The 16,508-nt window shown below is 71.8% G+C and carries 14 protein-coding genes; 8 read left to right on the top strand and 6 right to left on the bottom strand.

Annotation, left to right across the window (positions count from 1 at the left end; genetic code table 11):
* Position 1 precedes the first annotated feature (1 nt).
* Complete coding sequence (locus tag ACFWVC_RS06285; protein WP_384278877.1) at positions 2-910, bottom strand: hypothetical protein; 909 nt, start codon at positions 908-910, stop codon at positions 2-4.
* A 285-nt stretch (positions 911-1,195) separates the two neighbouring features.
* Here ACFWVC_RS06285 and ACFWVC_RS06280 point away from each other — a divergent pair, with 285 nt between their 5' ends.
* Entirely contained in the window at positions 1,196-2,692 is a 1,497-nt protein-coding gene (locus tag ACFWVC_RS06280; protein WP_384278872.1) for a chitinase, read from the top strand.
* Positions 2,693-2,768: 76 nt separating this feature from the next.
* Here the strand turns inward: ACFWVC_RS06280 and ACFWVC_RS06275 are convergent, their stop codons facing one another.
* The 3 genes from ACFWVC_RS06275 to ACFWVC_RS06265 are packed head-to-tail and all read right to left on the bottom strand — an operon-like array spanning position 2,769 to position 4,830.
* Positions 2,769-3,173, bottom strand: coding sequence for a RidA family protein (locus ACFWVC_RS06275; protein WP_384278866.1), 405 nt, complete (start codon positions 3,171-3,173; stop codon positions 2,769-2,771).
* A complete protein-coding gene (locus tag ACFWVC_RS06270) occupies positions 3,170-3,928 on the bottom strand; it encodes an IclR family transcriptional regulator (protein WP_384278862.1) in 759 nt (252 codons plus the stop codon). Before ACFWVC_RS06270 ends, ACFWVC_RS06275 begins: the two co-directional genes overlap by 4 nt.
* On the bottom strand, positions 3,925-4,830 hold the full coding sequence (locus ACFWVC_RS06265) for a sugar kinase (RefSeq protein ID WP_384279567.1): 906 nt from the start codon (positions 4,828-4,830) through the stop codon (positions 3,925-3,927). Before ACFWVC_RS06265 ends, ACFWVC_RS06270 begins: the two co-directional genes overlap by 4 nt.
* A 116-nt stretch (positions 4,831-4,946) precedes the next feature.
* Between ACFWVC_RS06265 and ACFWVC_RS06260 the strand changes: the two genes are divergently transcribed.
* From ACFWVC_RS06260 to ACFWVC_RS06245, 4 genes are all read left to right on the top strand, one after another.
* Positions 4,947-6,185, top strand: coding sequence for an alanine racemase (locus ACFWVC_RS06260; protein ID WP_384278855.1), 1,239 nt, complete (start codon positions 4,947-4,949; stop codon positions 6,183-6,185).
* 870 nt (positions 6,186-7,055) lie between these two features.
* Positions 7,056-8,621 (top strand): amidohydrolase family protein, encoded by a 1,566-nt coding sequence (locus tag ACFWVC_RS06255; RefSeq protein ID WP_384278849.1) that lies wholly within the window; start codon positions 7,056-7,058, stop codon positions 8,619-8,621.
* 72 nt (positions 8,622-8,693) lie between these two features.
* The gene (locus ACFWVC_RS06250; protein ID WP_384278845.1) at positions 8,694-9,905 is read left to right on the top strand and encodes a pyridoxal phosphate-dependent aminotransferase; all 1,212 of its coding nucleotides are present in this window, start codon (positions 8,694-8,696) and stop codon (positions 9,903-9,905) included.
* Between the two features lie 82 nt (positions 9,906-9,987).
* Positions 9,988-10,377 carry a hypothetical protein gene (locus tag ACFWVC_RS06245; RefSeq protein ID WP_384278840.1) on the top strand — a complete coding sequence of 130 codons (390 nt, stop codon included), beginning with the start codon at positions 9,988-9,990 and terminating at the stop codon, positions 10,375-10,377.
* A gap of 200 nt (positions 10,378-10,577) precedes the next feature.
* Here the strand turns inward: ACFWVC_RS06245 and ACFWVC_RS06240 are convergent, their stop codons facing one another.
* Positions 10,578-12,428: a phosphoenolpyruvate carboxykinase (GTP) gene (locus tag ACFWVC_RS06240; protein ID WP_384278835.1), complete on the bottom strand. Its 1,851-nt coding sequence runs from the start codon at positions 12,426-12,428 to the stop codon at positions 10,578-10,580.
* Positions 12,429-12,683: 255 nt separating this feature from the next.
* On the opposite strand from ACFWVC_RS06240, the gene ACFWVC_RS06235 reads away from it, so the two are divergent.
* The 3 genes from ACFWVC_RS06235 to ACFWVC_RS06225 all read left to right on the top strand — a co-directional run bounded on the left by ACFWVC_RS06235 (position 12,684) and on the right by ACFWVC_RS06225 (position 15,693).
* The gene (locus ACFWVC_RS06235) at positions 12,684-13,385 is read left to right on the top strand and encodes a hemolysin III family protein (protein WP_384278830.1); all 702 of its coding nucleotides are present in this window, start codon (positions 12,684-12,686) and stop codon (positions 13,383-13,385) included.
* Positions 13,386-13,517: 132 nt separating this feature from the next.
* Complete coding sequence (locus ACFWVC_RS06230; RefSeq protein ID WP_384278824.1) at positions 13,518-15,056, top strand: MFS transporter; 1,539 nt, start codon at positions 13,518-13,520, stop codon at positions 15,054-15,056.
* Positions 15,043-15,693: a TetR family transcriptional regulator gene (locus tag ACFWVC_RS06225; protein WP_384278819.1), complete on the top strand. Its 651-nt coding sequence runs from the start codon at positions 15,043-15,045 to the stop codon at positions 15,691-15,693. Before ACFWVC_RS06230 ends, ACFWVC_RS06225 begins: the two co-directional genes overlap by 14 nt.
* 25 nt (positions 15,694-15,718) lie before the next feature.
* Here the strand turns inward: ACFWVC_RS06225 and ACFWVC_RS06220 are convergent, their stop codons facing one another.
* Positions 15,719-16,489 carry an NDP-sugar synthase gene (locus ACFWVC_RS06220; protein WP_384278812.1) on the bottom strand — a complete coding sequence of 257 codons (771 nt, stop codon included), beginning with the start codon at positions 16,487-16,489 and terminating at the stop codon, positions 15,719-15,721.
* Between the last annotated feature and the right edge of the window lie 19 nt (positions 16,490-16,508).

Below are 16,508 nucleotides of genomic sequence, written 5' to 3'. Positions count from 1 at the left end.
CCTATCGCTCAAGTGCCGAGTGCTGGTGGGGGGAACCTTCGGGAGGAGGAGACGGGAGGGAGGGCGCGGTGCGGGACGCGAGGGTGTGCGGGGGCCGCTGCGCGTGCACGACCTGACGCGGCCGCTCGGGCGGCCGGATGCGCTGCAGTCCGTCCACCGCGGCCGAGCAGAACAGGCAGCGGTCGCCGATGACCGCCAGACCGCACCAGCCGCAGCTGTCCCGGCGCACCGAGGTGACCAGTTGGTAGAGCACGCCCACGTCGGCGATGTAGGCGGTGAACTCCACCAGCTTTCCGGTCCCCCACCAGCGCGCGGAGTCCGCGGGCAGCGGCACCTCGCGCACGTGCTGGGCGCGCCAGGCGCGGGCGAGCGGGCCGGTGACCCAGCCGGGGTCCACGCCGTGGCCCTGGGCGACGGCGAGCTGGGTGAGGAAGGCGGGGCCGGCCGGCACGGCGGAGGGGTCGGCCTCGACCAGGTGCGGCTCGGGGTGGGCCAGGACGGCGAAGTGGCGTCCCGGCATGAGCGACTTCAGGTGCGCGGCGACGGGGACCTCCACGCGGTCGAGCTTGGCGACGGAACCGACCAGGGCCCCGGAGTGGAGGTAGTGCGACAGCAGACGGGCGGCCCCCGCGAGCACGCCCGGCCCGAGGTCGGTCGCGGCGAGCTGCCGCAACTGCTCGGCGAGCAGCACGGCGGCCAGCGGCGGCAGGTCGACGGGCACGATCGCCACCCGGTCCGCCTCCAGGGCGGCCCGCACGGTGTGCATGCGGCGGCGCACCGGATCGGCGGGGTCGGGCGGCACGAGGACGACGAGGTGGCCGTGGGTCTCCAGGGCGGCGACGGTGCGGCTCACGTGCTCCTCCAGGGGGAGCGCGAGGTCGTCCGCCGTGACCGCTATGACACTCGACACCCGTTGCCTCCCGGAACTCCCGCCCAGTCCCATCGCGGTGAGCCTATCGGTGTGTAGTGGGAGCAGTGCGCTAAGTCGCCGAACACTTGATGAAGTCGGTACCCAAGTGACGGGGCGAATACGCGTGCGGGTGCAGATGCTCGGCGCATATGCGCGGGCGCGGCGGTGGGGCGGTGAGGTGGGTGGGGGGTATTGACCGAAGGATTGGTCTGGACCAAACTTCGACCTCACAAGAGTGGCCACTCGCGTACCCGTTGCCCAACTCCTCGCCCCCAGGAGGCAGTAGTGGAACTCGCACGCCCTCGGAGCACCGCCCTCAGAGCCGCGGCGGCCGTCGGTGCCGCCGCCCTCGCGGTGGCGGGACTCGTCGCCAACTCCGGCAGCGCCAACGCCGCCGACACCAACCTCGTGACCAACGGCGGATTCGAGAGCGGCCTGTCCGGATGGTCCTGCACCGCCTCCAGCGGCGCGGTCGTCGGCTCCCCCGTGCACGGCGGCACCAAGGCCCTCCAGGGCACGCCGTCCTCCTCGGACAACTCCCGCTGCTCGCAGACCATCAGCGTCCGGCCCAACTCGACGTACACCCTGAGCGCGTTCGTCCAGGGCAGTTACGTCTACCTCGGCGCCACCGGCACCGGCATGGCGGAGGCCTCGGTCTGGACCCCGTCCGCGACCTCGTACCAGCCGCTGTCCACGAGTTTCACCACGGGCGCGAGCACCACCTCGGTCACCGTCTACCTGCACGGCTGGTACGCGCAGCCCGCGTACCTCGCGGACGACGTGAGCCTGCTCGGCGCGCCCGGCTCGGGGACGCCCACCCCGACCCCCACGCCGACCCCGACGCCGACTCCCACGCCGACCCCCACCCCCACGCCGACCCCGACGCCCACCGGTGGCGGCTCGCTGCCCAAGCACGTGCTCACCGGCTACTGGCAGAACTTCAACAACGGCGCGACGGTGCAGACCATCGCCCAGGTCCCGAGCCAGTACGACATCATCGCGGTCAGCTTCGCCGACGCCACCACCACGCCCGGCGCGGTCTCCTTCACCCTGGACCCCGCGCTGAACTACTCCGTCAGCCAGTTCAAGGCCGACATCGCGGCGAAGAAGGCGGCCGGCAAGAAGGTCATCGTCTCCGTCGGCGGCCAGAACGGCACGATCAGCGTCACCGACTCCGCCTCGGCGAACAACTTCGCCAACAGTGTCTTCTCGCTGATGCAGACGTACGGGTTCGACGGCGTCGACATCGACCTGGAGAACGGGATCAACGCGACCTACATGACGCAGGCGCTGCGCTCCCTGTCGGCCAAGGCGGGCTCCGGGCTGGTCATCACCATGGCCCCGCAGACCATCGACATGCAGTCGACGTCCTTCGGCTACTTCCAGACCGCGCTCAACATCAAGGACATCCTGACCGTCGTCAACACCCAGTATTACAACAGCGGTTCCATGAACGGCTGCGACGGCAAGGTGTACTCGCAGGGCACGGTCGACTTCATCACCGCCCTGGCCTGCATCCAGCTGCAGAGCGGTCTGGCCCCCTCACAGGTGGGTCTCGGCCTGCCGGCGTCCACCCGGGCGGCGGGCAGCGGCTACGTCTCGCCGGCCGTCGTGAACAACGCCCTGGACTGCCTGACCAAGGGCACCAACTGCGGCTCGTTCAAGCCCTCCACCACCTGGCCGGGGCTGCGCGGCGCGATGACCTGGTCCACCAACTGGGACGCGACGAACGGCAACGGATTCTCGGGCACGGTCGGCCCGCACGTGCACGCGCTGCCGTAGTACGCCGGATCCACCGCCCACCGCCGCACCGCGCCCCCGGGAGAGGTCCCGTCCCCCGGGGGCGCGGTGTCCCACGTCAGCCGAGAACGGCCAGGGCGTCGATCTCGATCAGCAGCCCGGCGGGCAGACCGACGTAGACCGTCGTACGGGCGGCGGGGGCGCCCTTCAGGTCCGCGAAGTACTCGTCGAAGAGGGCGTTGAACTCGGGGAAGTGGGCCGTGTCGGTGAGGTAGACGCGGATCATGACGACGTCCTCCCAGGAGGCGCCACCCGCCTCCAGGACCGCGAGCACGTTGGCGAGGGTCTGCAGGGTCTGCTCCCGCAGCCCGGGGCCGACCGGCGCGGGGGCCTGGCCCGGCACGGCGGGCCCGAAGCCGACCTGGCCGGCGACCTGCAGGATGTTGCCCTTGCGGACACCGTGGGAGAACTTGGCCGGCGGGGTGGCGTGGCTCGCCGGGGTGATCGCGGTCTTCTCGCTCATCGGGCTCCTTGGCTGGGTTTTCCGGAGTACTCGCGGCTGATCGCCTCCGCGGTGCGCTGGACCTGCGGCCGGAGCCTGAGCAGGTCCTCGGCGCTGACGACCACATTGGGGGCGGACAGCGAACAGGCGGCCGCGACGCGCCCGTCGGCGCCGCGGACCGGCGCGGCGACGCAGTTGATCGACTCCTCGTGCCCGCCGAGGTCGCTCGCCCAGCCCTGCTCGCGGACGCGGGCGAGTTCGGCCAGGTGGGCGGCGGCGTCCGGAGTCGAACGGGAGGTGTAGCGCGGGTACTCCAGCCCCCGGGCGACCGCGCGCCGCTCGGCTTCGGGCAGGTCGGCCAGCAGCAGTTTGGCGACGGCCGCGACGGTGATGGCGACGGGCCTGCCGATCCGCGAGTACATGCGCACCGGATAACGGCTGTCCACCTTGTCGATGTAGACGACCTCGCCCTCCTCGTAGACGGCGAGGTGCACGGTGTGCCCGGTCAGCTCGTTCAGGGCGACGAGGTGGGGATGGGCGATGCCGCGGACGTCCAGGTTCTCCATCGCCTCCTGGGCGAGGGCGAACAGCCGGGTGCCCAGGCGGTAGCGCTGGTCGTCCTGGCGGTAGACCATGCCGTGCTCGTGCAGTGTGCGCAGCAGCCGCAGCGCGGTGGACTTGTGCACGTCCAGGCGCGTGGCGACCTGTTCGAGGTTGGCGGGCCCTTCGGCGAGCAGGGGCAGGATGCGCAGCGCGCGGTCCACGGTCTGGCTCATGCGCGCAGTCTCCCCCATGCCTGCTCGCCGAGGGCGGCAAGCGAATCGCCGCGTACCCCGATCGCCGCGGCGGCCAACGCGTGGCCGCGGGCGAGGCGGTCCGGCAGGGGCAGCGCGCGCAGCGTCGCGGACAGGAATCCGGCGGCGAAGGCGTCGCCCGCGCCGATGAGGTCGACCACGGGTGCGGCGGCCGCGGGGACGAAGACGCCCCCGGCGCCGCCCTCGTACGCGGTGGCCCCCAGCGCGCCCTGTTTGACGACGAGGACGGCGGGTTCGGGCAGCGCCTCGCGCACGGCGTCGGCGTGCGGCAGGCCCCAGGCGGCCTGCGCCTCGTCCTCGCCGACCAGGACCAGGTCGCAGCGGCGCGCCAGCGCGGCGAGCTGTGCGGGGTCGCGCGAACGCCACAGCGCGGGGCGGTAGTTGATGTCGAAGGAGACCAGCGGGCGCCCGGGACCTGGCGCGGTCAGCTCGCGCACGAGGTCGGCGCAGCCCGCCGAGAGCGCGGCCGTGATGCCGGACAGGTGCAGCACCCGGCCCGCCCAGGCGTCCCGGCGTCCGACGTTCGCCGGGTCCATCGCGGTGGCGGCCGAGCCGGCCCGGTAGTAGGCCAGCTCCCCGTCCCCGGTGCGGAAGTAGACACCGGTGGGGCGGCCGGGATCGCGATGCACGGCGGAGACGTCGACGCCGGCCGCGGCGATCTCCGCGAGCAGGTGGTCCCCGAACGGGTCCGCGCCGACCCGGCTGATCCAGCGGACGGTGTGACCGAGCCGGGCGAGCGCACAGGCGACATTGGACTCGGCGCCGCCGGTGCCGCGCGCGAACGAGCCGGCCTCGGCGAGGCGCTGCCCGGGTACGGAAGGCACGAAGGTCACCATGGACTCGCCCACGCACACGACGTCCACGGTCACTTGGGCTCCCTTCCGGGCACCGTTGACCCGGCACCGGCAGGGATGTTAGACACGGCGCAACACAGTACGCAATGACCGTTGCACATATTGCAACACGCCAGGGAGGCGCGATGCGGATCGACGAGCTGCGCGAGGAACGCGTGGACCACCGCTTCAAGGGCCTTCCGCCCGACGCGGACGGACGCACCCTCGGCGAACTCGCCGCCGAGCGCCGCTCCCTGTTCGACGGCGGCTTCACCACCCCGCTGCTCACGCTCTCCGCGCCCGCCCTGGAGCACAACCTCGCCCAGCTCGCCGCGTACGCGGCCAAGCACGGGCTCGCCTTCGCGCCGCACGGCAAGACCTCCATGGCCCCGCAGCTGTTCGCCCGCCAGCTCGAGTACGGCGCCTGGGGCATCACCGCCGCCACCCCGCACCAGGTGCGGGTCTACCGGGCGTTCGGCGTGCGGCGGGTCTTCCTCGCCAACGAACTCGTCGACGCGGCGGCACTGCGCTGGCTGGCCCGCGAACTCGCCGGCGACCCGGACTTCCGCTTCGTCTGCTACGTCGACTCCGTACGGGGCGTCGAGCTCATGGACGCGGCCCTCACCCACGTCGTCGACGTCGTGGTCGAACTCGGCGCCGCCGGTGGCCGCACGGGAGTGCGCGGGGCGGCCGAGGCGGCACGCGTCGCGGACGCGGTGACCACGGCGCGGCACCTGCGGCTGGTCGGCGTCGCGGGCTACGAGGCGCCTGCGGCGGACCCTCGGGCGTGGATCGCCGAACTCGTCGAGCTGGCACGGGACTTCGATGCGGCGGGGCGTTTCGCCGCGGCCGAGGAGATCGTGGTGAGCGCGGGCGGCAGCGAGTGGTTCGACGCGGTGGCGGAAGCCTTCGGCTCCCTGGAGCCGTTGTCGCGGCCCGTGCTGAAGCTTCTGCGCTCCGGGGCCTACGTCACCCACGACGACGTCCACTACGCGGACGTCACCCCCTTCCACGACCGCATCGCCGCGGAGGGGTCGCTCGAGCCCGCGTTCCGGCTGTGGGCCCAGGTCCTCTCCCGGCCCGAACCGGGGCTCGCCCTCCTCAACGCGGGCAAGCGCGACGCGCCGTACGACCTCGGCCTCCCCGTACCCCAGGTCGTGCGCCGCGCCGACGGCTCCGCCGTCCCGGCGGCCGGGCTGACGGTCACGAAGCTCGCCGACCAGCACGCGTTCGTGTCCGTGACGCCCGATGGGGGTGACCTGGCGGTCGGCGACTGGGTGGGGCTGGGGGTGTCGCATCCCTGCACGGCGTTCGACAAGTGGCCTTGTCTTCCCGTCGTGGACAAGGCGGGCCGCGTCACGGACTTCATCCGCACGTTCTTCTGAGGTCCGGGTAGGTTTTTTCCCCGCCCTCCCGCCCGGGTGCCCTGTGAAGTCACGCGCCCCGGCGCGCGTTTCAGTGGATGCCGGGTGCGGGGCCTCCGGGGCTGGCCATTCTGGACAGCACATTTACGTGCGTTTCCAGCACCTGCCTATCCCATCCCGCCCCGGATACCGCACACAAATATGCTCCACAGTCCAGAACACCCACCCTCCCCCAGCCTTCGGCCGGGGGTGCCCCCACCACCCCCGCCCCCTCCGTAGTGTTCGCGCCTGATCCCCAGTGGGGGGTAGAAAGCAGCCATGGCGCGCGCCCACGGTCGGTGCAGCGGCACATCAGCCGCCCAGCCGCCACCGCTCACACACAAACCCCAGTGGCCGTCGCATTCCGCTCCCCTGGGGACCTCGATAGGGCTCGCGGTCAATGGCACAGGCCCCGTTGGTGCTGCGCGCAACGGCATCGGCCGCCAGCAGCCGTCACCGCCAACGCAGACCGCAGCGGCCGCCACGTCGTGCCCACAGCGGGTCCCCCGACCGAATGTTGGGGCAGGGCCTGGCGGGCCGGTGGGGTGGATCGAGGCAACCGGGGTCACCCCGGTCCGCCTCCATACCCCCCACTGAGGATCAGGCGCATGACGAAACGGAGGGGGCGGGGTCGTAGGGGTGGGCGTTCTGGACTGTGGAGCATATTTGGGTGCACAGCCCGGAGTGCCCAACGCAAAGTGCCCGAGGCACCAAAATGTGCTGTCCAGAATGGCCGGCCCCGGAGGCCCCGAACCCGGCCCAGGAACACACGCGCGCCGGGCCGGCCAGACTTCACAGGGCACCCGGGAGGGAGGGCGGGGAAAAACCAACGGAAGAGAGACGGCCCCGCACATGGACTTGGCCATCCGCAACGCGACCATCGTGGACGGCACGGGAAACCCCCCCTACACCGCCGACGTCGGCATCACACACGGCCGCATCACAGAAATCGGCTGCGCCCGCACCGCAAGCCGCACCCTCGACGCCACCGGCCTCGCCCTCGCGCCCGGCTTCATCGACATGCACGCGCACAGCGACCTCGCCCTGCTGACCGACCCCGCGCACGAGGCGAAGGCGGCACAGGGCGTGACCCTGGAGGTGCTGGGCCAGGACGGCCTGTCGTACGCCCCCGTGGACGACCGCACCCTGGACACGCTGCGCGGCCAGCTCGCGGGGTGGAACGGCGACCCCGAGGGCCTGGAGTACGACTGGCGCAGCGTCGGCGGGTACCTGGACCGCCTCGACCGGGGCATCGCCGTGAACGCCGCGTACCTGGTCCCGCAGGGCACCGTGCGGATGCTGGCCGTGGGGTGGCAGGCCCGCCCGGCGACCCCGGCGGAGCTGGACCGGATGAGGGAACTGGTCGCCGAGGGGCTGGCGCAGGGGGCCGTGGGGATGTCGTCCGGGCTGACGTACACCCCGGGGATGTACGCCTCGGACGCCGAACTGACCGAGCTGTGCCGGGTCGTGGCGGCCCACGGCGGCTACTACTGCCCGCACCACCGCAGTTACGGCGCGGGCGCGCTGGAGGCCTACGCGGAGATGATCGCGCTGACCCGCGAGGCCGGCTGCGCCCTGCACCTGGCGCACGCGACGATGAACTTCGGGGTGAACCGGGGCCGCGCCCCGGAGCTGCTCGCGCTGCTGGACGAGGCGCTCGCCGCGGGCGCGGACATCACACTCGACACGTATCCCTACCTGCCGGGCAGCACGACGCTCGCGGCGACCCTGCCGAGCTGGGCGACGGAGGGCGGCCCGGAGGCGGCCCTCGCCCGGCTCCGGGACGACGCGCAGGCGGAGCGCATCCGGCACGCGATGGAGGTGGAGGGGTCGGACGGCTGCCACGGGGTGCCGGTGGACTGGTCGACGATCGAGGTGTCCGGGGTGCGCGCGCCGGCGCTCGCGGCCCATGTGGGCCGCCGGGTACCGGACTTCGTCACGGCGCGCCGACTGCTGCTGGAGGACCGGCTGGGGACGACGATCCTCCAGCACGTGGGCCACGAGGAGAACGTCCGGGCGATCATGCGGCACCGCGTGCACACCGGCGGCAGCGACGGGCTGCTCGTCGGGGACAAGCCGCATCCGCGCGCGTACGGCACGTTCCCGCACTATCTCGGCCGCTACGTGCGGGAACTGGGGGTGCTCTCGCTGGAGGAGTGCGTCGCGCATCTGACCGGACGGCCCGCCGCCCGGCTGGGGCTGGCCGACCGCGGGCTGATCCGCGAGGGCCACCGCGCCGACCTGGTGCTGTTCGACCCGGGGACGGTGGCCGCGGGCGCGACGTTCGAGCGGCCGCGCGCGCTGCCCACGGGCATTCCGTACGTGCTGATCGACGGGCGTTTCGTCATCGAGGACGGCCGCCGCACCGACGTGCTGGCGGGACGCTCGGTCCGGTCGGCGCGCTCGGCGCGCCCGTGACGTCACCCGTACGGCTCACACGTGGCCAAGAACACGGGGCGACCGGCATGGCGTGGCCGTAAGCTCGCGGACATGCAGGTGATCCAGTCCACGAAGCTCGCCAACGTCTGCTACGACATCCGTGGCCCGGTGTTGGAGGAGGCCATGCGGCTGGAGGCGGCAGGTCACCGCATCCTGAAGCTGAACACCGGCAATCCGGCGGCCTTCGGTTTCGAGTGTCCCCCGGAGATCCTGGAGGACATGCTGCGCAGCCTCAGCGGCGCGCACGGCTACGGCGACTCCAAGGGCATCCTCCCCGCGCGGCGGGCGGTCATGCAGCACTACCAGACCAAGGGCATCGACCTGGACGTCGAGGACATCTACCTCGGCAACGGGGTGTCCGAGCTGATCCAGATGGCGATGCAGGCGCTGCTGGACGACGGCGACGAGGTGCTGATCCCGGCGCCGGACTACCCGCTGTGGACGGCGGCGGTCTCGCTGTCCGGCGGCACCCCGGTGCACTACCGCTGCGACGAGCAGGCGGACTGGTTCCCGGATCTCGCCGACATCGAGCGGAAGATCACCGACCGCACCAAGGCACTGGTGGTCATCAACCCGAACAACCCGACGGGCGCGGTGTACGACGACGAGCTGCTGCGGCAGCTGACCGACATCGCCCGCCGGCACAACCTGATCGTCTGCTCGGACGAGATCTACGACAAGATCCTGTACGACGGCGTCACGCACACCCCCACCGCGGCCATCGCCCCCGATCTGCTGACCCTCACCTTCAACGGGCTGTCGAAGGCCTACCGGGTGGCGGGCTACCGCAGCGGCTGGCTCGCGGTCTGCGGCCCCAAGGAGCACGCGACCAGCTACCTGGAGGGCCTGACGATCCTGGCCAACATGCGGCTGTGTGCCAATGTGCCGGCGCAGCACGCGGTGGCCACCGCGCTGGGCGGCCGCCAGTCGATCAAGGACCTGGTGCTGCCGGGCGGCCGGCTGGCCGAGCAGCGCGACGTCGCGTACGACCTGCTCACCCGGATCCCGGGGGTCAGCTGCGTCCGCCCCAAGGGGGCGCTGTACGCGTTCCCGCGGCTGGACCCCAAGGTCTACAAGGTCAAGGACGACCAGCAGATGGTGCTGGACCTGCTGCGCGCGGAGCGGATCCTGGTGGTGCAGGGCACCGGCTTCAACTGGCCGGAGCCGGACCACTTCCGGCTGGTCACGCTGCCGTCGAAGGAAGATCTGACGGACGCGGTCGGCCGCATCGGACGGTTCCTGGACGGTTACGGCCAGCCATAGTCCGGACCAATGTCTTGAATCACTCGCTCCTTAGACTGAGTCCAAGCTAGGATGTACTCCTGAACGCAGGAGGAGTGCACCCATGTACGAGCCGATCCGCACCAAATCGGTCCATACGGCGGCGCCGGGCCTTCCGCTGCGCAGCCGTGACGAGGAGCTGGACCTCCAGCTCGCCGGACACCTCGCCGCCCTGCTGACCGTCACCGACGAGCTGCGGGGGCTGGCACCGTGCCCCGAGCTCGACCGGGCGGCGGAACAGCTCGCGGAGGCGGTGGCGGCCCTGCACCACGGGCGTCGGCCGCTGCGGCTCCCCGTCGGCCGCAAGGCCGGGGACCCCGCCCGCACCGCGGCCCTCCACCGGCGGGCGCACGCGCTCGCCGGCCGGGCACTGGTCGTCGCCGAGTCACGGCAGAACACGGAGGCCGCGGCGCTCGCAGAGCGCCGTCTCGCGGTCCACGCCGCAACCGTCTGAACCATGGACGACCCGGGGCCCGGGCATGACGTCGCACGCGTCATGCCCGGGCCCCGGGCTTTGTGAGGGTCGGCCGGACCCGTCCGGCGGGGGTGGTCAGGGTCAGGGATCCCCCGCCGCCGAGGCCGTGCCTACCGCCGGGACCGCCCGCCCGCGCCGCACACGCGAGGAGGGCCGGGCGCCCCGGATTCCGGTGGGCGTCAGCCCAGGCGCTTCACCAGGGCGCGGTACTCGTCCCACAGCTCCTTGGGCGTGTGGTCGCCGAAGGTCTCCAGGTGGGACGGGATGAGCGAGGCCTCCTCGCGCCAGGTGTCGACGTCGACCGAGAGCAGCAGGTCGAGGTCCTTCTGCTCGATGTCCAGCCCGGTGATGTCGAGCGAGCCCTCGGCCGGCAGCACGCCGATCGGGGTCTCGACGCCCTCGGCCTCGCCGTTGAGGCGCTCGACGATCCACTTGAGCACGCGGCTGTTCTCGCCGAAGCCCGGCCACACGAACCGGCCGTCCGCGTCCTTGCGGAACCAGTTCACGTAGTAGATCTTCGGGAGCTTGTCGGCGTCGTGCCGCTGGCCGAGCTTGACCCAGTGGCCGAAGTAGTCGCCCATGTTGTACCCGCAGAACGGCAGCATCGCGAACGGGTCGCGGCGCAGCTCGCCCACCTTGCCCTCGGCGGCGGCGGTCTTCTCGGAGGCGACGTTGGCGCCGAGGAAGACACCGTGCTGCCAGTCGAAGGACTCGGTGACCAGCGGGACCGCCGAGGCGCGGCGGCCGCCGAAGAGGATGGCCGAGATCGGCACGCCCTTCGGGTCCTCCCACTCGGGGGCGATCGTCGGGCACTGGGCGGCGGGGACGGTGAAGCGGGCGTTGGGATGGGCTGCGGGGGTCCCGGACTCCGGCGTCCAGGAGTTGCCCTTCCAGTCCGTGAGGTGGGCCGGAAGCTCCTCCGTCATGCCCTCCCACCAGACGTCGTTGTCGTCGGTGAGGGCGACGTTGGTGAAGACCGAGTTGCCCCACAGGGTCTTCATCGCGTTGGCGTTGGTGTGCTCGCCGGTGCCCGGCGCGACGCCGAAGAAGCCGGCCTCGGGGTTGATCGCGTAGAGGCGGCCGTCCTCGCCGAAGCGCATCCAGGCGATGTCGTCGCCGATCGTCTCCACGGTCCAGCCGGGGATGGTCGGTTCCAGCATCGCGAGGTTGGTCTTGCCGCAGGCGCTGGGGAAGGCGGCGGCCACGTACTTGACGGCCTCGGTCCCGCCGCGCGGCGGGGTGAGCTTCAGGACGAGCATGTGCTCGGCCAGCCAGCCCTCGTCACGCGCCATGACCGAGGCTATGCGCAGCGCGTAGCACTTCTTGCCGAGCAGCGCGTTGCCGCCGTAGCCCGAGCCGAAGGACCAGATCTCACGCGCCTCGGGGAAGTGCGAGATGTACTTGGTGGAGTTGCACGGCCACGGAACGTCCTCCTGGCCGGGCTCCAGCGGGGCGCCCACGGTGTGCACGGCCTTCACGAAGAAGCCGTCCTCGCCGAGTTCGTCCAGCACGTCCTGGCCCATGCGCGTCATGGTGCGCATGGCGGTGGCGACGTACGCGGAGTCGGTGATCTCCACGCCGAGCGCGGACAGCTCGGAGCCGAGCGGGCCCATGCAGAACGGGACCACGTACATGGTCCGGCCGCGCATGGCGCCGCGGAAGAGTCCCCCAGAGCCTTCGGCCTGGGAGGTACTCCCGCGCTCACCGGTGAAGATCTCCCGCATCTCGGCGGGGGCCTTCCAGTGGTTGGTCGGACCCGCGTCCTCTTCCTTCTCCGAGCAGATGAAGGTGCGGTCCTCGACACGAGCGACGTCGGTCGGGTCGGAGGCGGCGTAGTACGAGTTGGGGCGCTTGATCGGGTCGAGCTTCTTGAAGGTGCCCTGCTTCACGAGCTCGTCGGCCAGGCGCTGGTACTCCTCCTCCGAGCCGTCGCACCACACGATCTCGTCGGGCTGGGTCAGTTCGGCGATCTCGCCGACCCAGGCGATCAGGTCCTGATGATGGGTGGGAGCCGCATTGACGCGCGCCACGATCGCTCCGTTCCGCCCGGTGTGCACTCACCTGGCGTCAGTTTTCGAGGGTGTTTTGTTGGGACCCCTTGGGGGCTGCGACCCGGATGCTGCTTCGTGGGTTGCTCATCCGGTGCCGACCGCACTCATATGAGTATCAGGACAGGAAACACGATCTGTCCAGGGCGCGTGGGGTGAGCATCGCCACTCCCAACGTCCGGCGACATGACAAATTACTGCACGGTAACCTACGCGAGCGTAGGTAGCATTGACCTCATGAGCTCCGTGGACGAGACTCCCGTTGTGCCTCCCGCCCTTGAAGAACTCGCCGCCGTCGCCGCCCCGCTGAAGCCCAAGCTCAGGGGGTGGTTGCACGCCGGGATGTTCCCGGCCGTCCTGGTCGCCGGCGTGACCCTGACCGCCTTCGCCGAGAGCACCCGCGGGCGGATCGCCTGCGCCGTCTTCACCGTGACCGCCTGCGCGCTGTTCGGCGTGAGCGCGCTGTACCACCGCGGGAACTGGGGCCCGCGCGGCGAGGCCGTGCTGCGCCGCCTCGACCACGCGAACATCTTCCTGATCATCGCGGGCACCTACACACCGCTCACGCTGCTCCTGCTGCCCGCGGGCAAGCAGGAGATACTGCTCTGGCTGGTATGGGCCGGGGCCCTGGCCGGCATCGCCTTCAGGGTCTTCTGGGTCGGCGCCCCGCGCTGGCTCTACACGCCCTGCTACATCGCGCTCGGCTGGGCGGCGGTCTTCTTCCTGCCCGACTTCATGCGGCGCGGCGGCGTCGCCGTGCTGGTGCTGATCGTCGTCGGCGGCCTGCTCTACAGCATCGGCGCGATCGTCTACGGCACCAAGCGCCCCAACCCCTCGCCGCGCTTCTTCGGCTTCCACGAGGTCTTCCACTCGTTCACGCTCGCGGCGTTCATCGCCCACTACGTCGGCATCTCGCTGGTGGCCTACAACCACGCGTAGCCCACCCGCAGCGGCCCGAGAGCCCCGCGCACCGCACCGGCGGTCCGCGGGGCTTTCGCATGCCCGCATTGATAGCTACTCTTTTTTGAGAGTCACTGTCATTTGATATCGACTACCGGAAAGAGCCGTGCCATGACGACGAACGACCCCCGCCGCTGGTGGGCCCTCGGGGCGCTGGTGGCGAGCATGCTCGTCCTCGGTTTCGACATGACGATCCTGAACGTCGCCCTGCCGACCATGGCCGCGGAGCTCGGCGCCGACACCGGCGACCAGCAGTGGATCGTGGACGCCTACACCGTGGTCTTCGCCGCAGCGATGCTCCCGGCGGGCCTGCTGGGCGACCGCTGGGGGCGGCGCCGGATGCTGATCGCGGGCCTGGCGGTCTTCCTGGCCGGCTCCGTGCTCGGCGTCCTCGCGGACAGCGCCGGGCCGGTGATCGCCGCCCGGACGGTGATGGGCCTGGGGGCCGCGCTGGTGATGCCGCTCGCGCTGTCCGTCCTGCCCTCGCTGTTCGGGCCCGAGGAGCGCTCCAAGGCCGTCGGCGCGGTCACCGCCGCCATGGCGCTGGGCCTGCCGCTCGGGCCGATCATCGGCGGCGTCCTGCTCGACCACTTCTGGTGGGGCTCGATCTTCCTGATCAACGTCCCCCTGGTCGCCATCGGCATCACCGCCTGCCTCCTGCTGCTCCCCGAGACCCGCGACCCGGCCACCCCGCGGATCGACCTGCCGAGCACCGCGCTGACGATGACCGGGCTCGGCGCGCTGGTCCTCGGCATCATCGAGGCCCCGCGGCGGGGCTGGGCCGATCCGCTGGTGCTGCTCGCGCTCCTCGGCGCCGTGGCCCTGCTCGCCGGACTGGTGCTGCGCGAACGCCGTCAGGAACGGCCGATGCTCGACATCGGCCTGCTGCGGCAGCGCGGCTTCCTGTGGAACGCGGTCGCCGCCACGCTGGTGACCTTCATCCTCACCGGGCTGCTCTTCGTGCTCCCCCAGTACCTGCAGGCCGTGCTCGGCCACGACGCCCTGGGCACCGGCCTGCGACTGCTGCCCATGATGGGCGGGCTGATGGTGGCGGCCCGGGGCAGCGCGCCGCTGGTCGCTCGGTTCGGGGCACGGCCGGTGGTGACCGCCGGGCTGGTGGTGCTCGCCGGCGCCGCCGTGCTCGGCAGCCGTACGCAGGTGCACGACGGCTACGGGTTCACGGCGCTGTGGCTGTCGGTCACCGGATTCGCCTTCGGCTTCGCGATGATCCCGGCCATGGACGCCGCGCTCGGCGCACTGCCGAAGGAGCGGGCCGGCGCCGGGTCCGGGCTGCTGATGACCTTGCGCCAGACCGGCGGCGCGATCGGCGTGGCCGTCCTGGGCAGCCTGCTCGCGGGCGCGTACACCGATCGTCTCGACACCACCGGCCTGCCCGCCGCGGCCGCCGGCACCGCCGCGGATTCCGTCGGCGCCGCGCACGCGGTGGCCGCCGCCCTGGGCGACCGGGCGCTGGCCGCCTCCGCGGACGCCGCCTATGTGCACGGCATGGACCTCGCGCTGCTCGTCTGCGGCGGCGCCTCGATGGCGGCCGCGGTCCTCACCGCCCTGTTCCTGCCCGGCACCGGCGGGAAGCGGCGGCCGGAGGAGCCCGCGGGCGTGGTCGTGCCGGCGGTCGATGCCCGACAATGACCACGTGACCGCACCGACCAGACCGACCGGACCGGCGAGCCCGAGCAGGCCGAGCCTGCGCGAGCGCAAGAAGATCCAGACCCGCCGGGCCATCCGGCGCGCGGCCTACCGGCTCTTCGAGGCGCAGGGGTACGACGGCACCACCGTCGAGCAGATCGCGGACGCGGCCGAGGTCTCCGCCAGCACGGTCTTCCGGTACTTCCCGACCAAGGAGGACATCGTCCTCACCGACGAGTACGACCCCGTCATGGTGGCCGCGCTGCGCGACCGCCCGGTGACGGAGTCCATCGCCGAATCGGTGCGGCACGCGCTGCTGGGACCGCTGCGGGAGATGTTCACCGACCCGGCCGAGCTGGACGAGATGCGGCAGCGGCTGCGGCTGGTGCGCACGGTCCCGGCCATCCGCGCGCGCATGGGCGAGAACATCCAGGAGTCCAGCAGGCTGCTGGCCGCCATCACCGCCGAGCGCCTGGGGCGCCCCGAGGACGACTTCGAGATCCGGGTCGTCGTCGGGGCGCTGGTCGGCGCCTGGACCGAGGCCATCTTCCACTGGATCGACGCGGGCGGCGGCGACGACCTCGCCGCGATCCTCGACCGCGCGCTGACCCTGCTCGCGGCGAACCTGAACGGCCGCTGACACAGCGCCAGGAAGCGCCTGTTCGCTACACCGATTCGAGGGCGCGGACCCAGCCGAAGGCGGCCACCTCCTTGGTGGCCTCCTTGAGGTCCTTCGCGTTGTCGACGCCGCGCCAGTAGCCGTTGATGCGGTAGGCGGACAGGCGGTCCTGCTCGCACAGCGCGGGGAAGGTGGTGTCCTCGTGGTCGCCGAGGTCGGGCAGGAGTGCGGTGACCTCGGGCTCGAAGAGATAGACGCCGGCGTTGATCCAGTGCGGGAGCACGGGGGCCTCGACGAAGCTGCTGACGCGGTCGCCGCCGGTCAGCTCCACGATGCCGTACGGGGACTTCAGCGGGGTGACCGCCAGCGTGGCCAGCGCGGACCGCTCGACGTGGGCGCGGGCCAGGTCGCGCAGCGAGAAGCGGGTGAGGATGTCGCCGTTGAGGCCGGCCCAGCGCTCGCCGGGGTACGGGAGGCTGCGGGCGGCGTGCTTCAGACCGCCGCCGCGGCCGAGCGGTTCGTCCTCGACGACGATGCGTACCCGCAGCGGGAGCGGATGGCTGTCGACGTAGTCCTGCAGCGCGTCGGCACGGTAGCCGCAGGAGATGACCACCTCCTCGATGCCCTCGGCGGCCAGCCAGTGGGCCTGGTGCTCGAAGATGGGTCGGCCGGCCACCTCCACCAGGGCCTTGGGGATCCTGTCCGTGTACGGCCGCAGGCGGCTGGCCTGCCCGCCCGCGAGGACGACGGCCTGGCGGACGATCGGGCCGCCCCATGCGGTGACGGCGGTCGGGGCTGCGTCGTGGGTGGTGGTCATGATGCCTCCTGGATCGACG

Origin of the sequence: Streptomyces sp. NPDC058691, assembly GCF_042714775.1 — a bacterium.
Taxonomy (GTDB): domain Bacteria; phylum Actinomycetota; class Actinomycetes; order Streptomycetales; family Streptomycetaceae; genus Actinacidiphila.
This window is presented reverse-complemented; position numbering and strand designations above follow the sequence as displayed.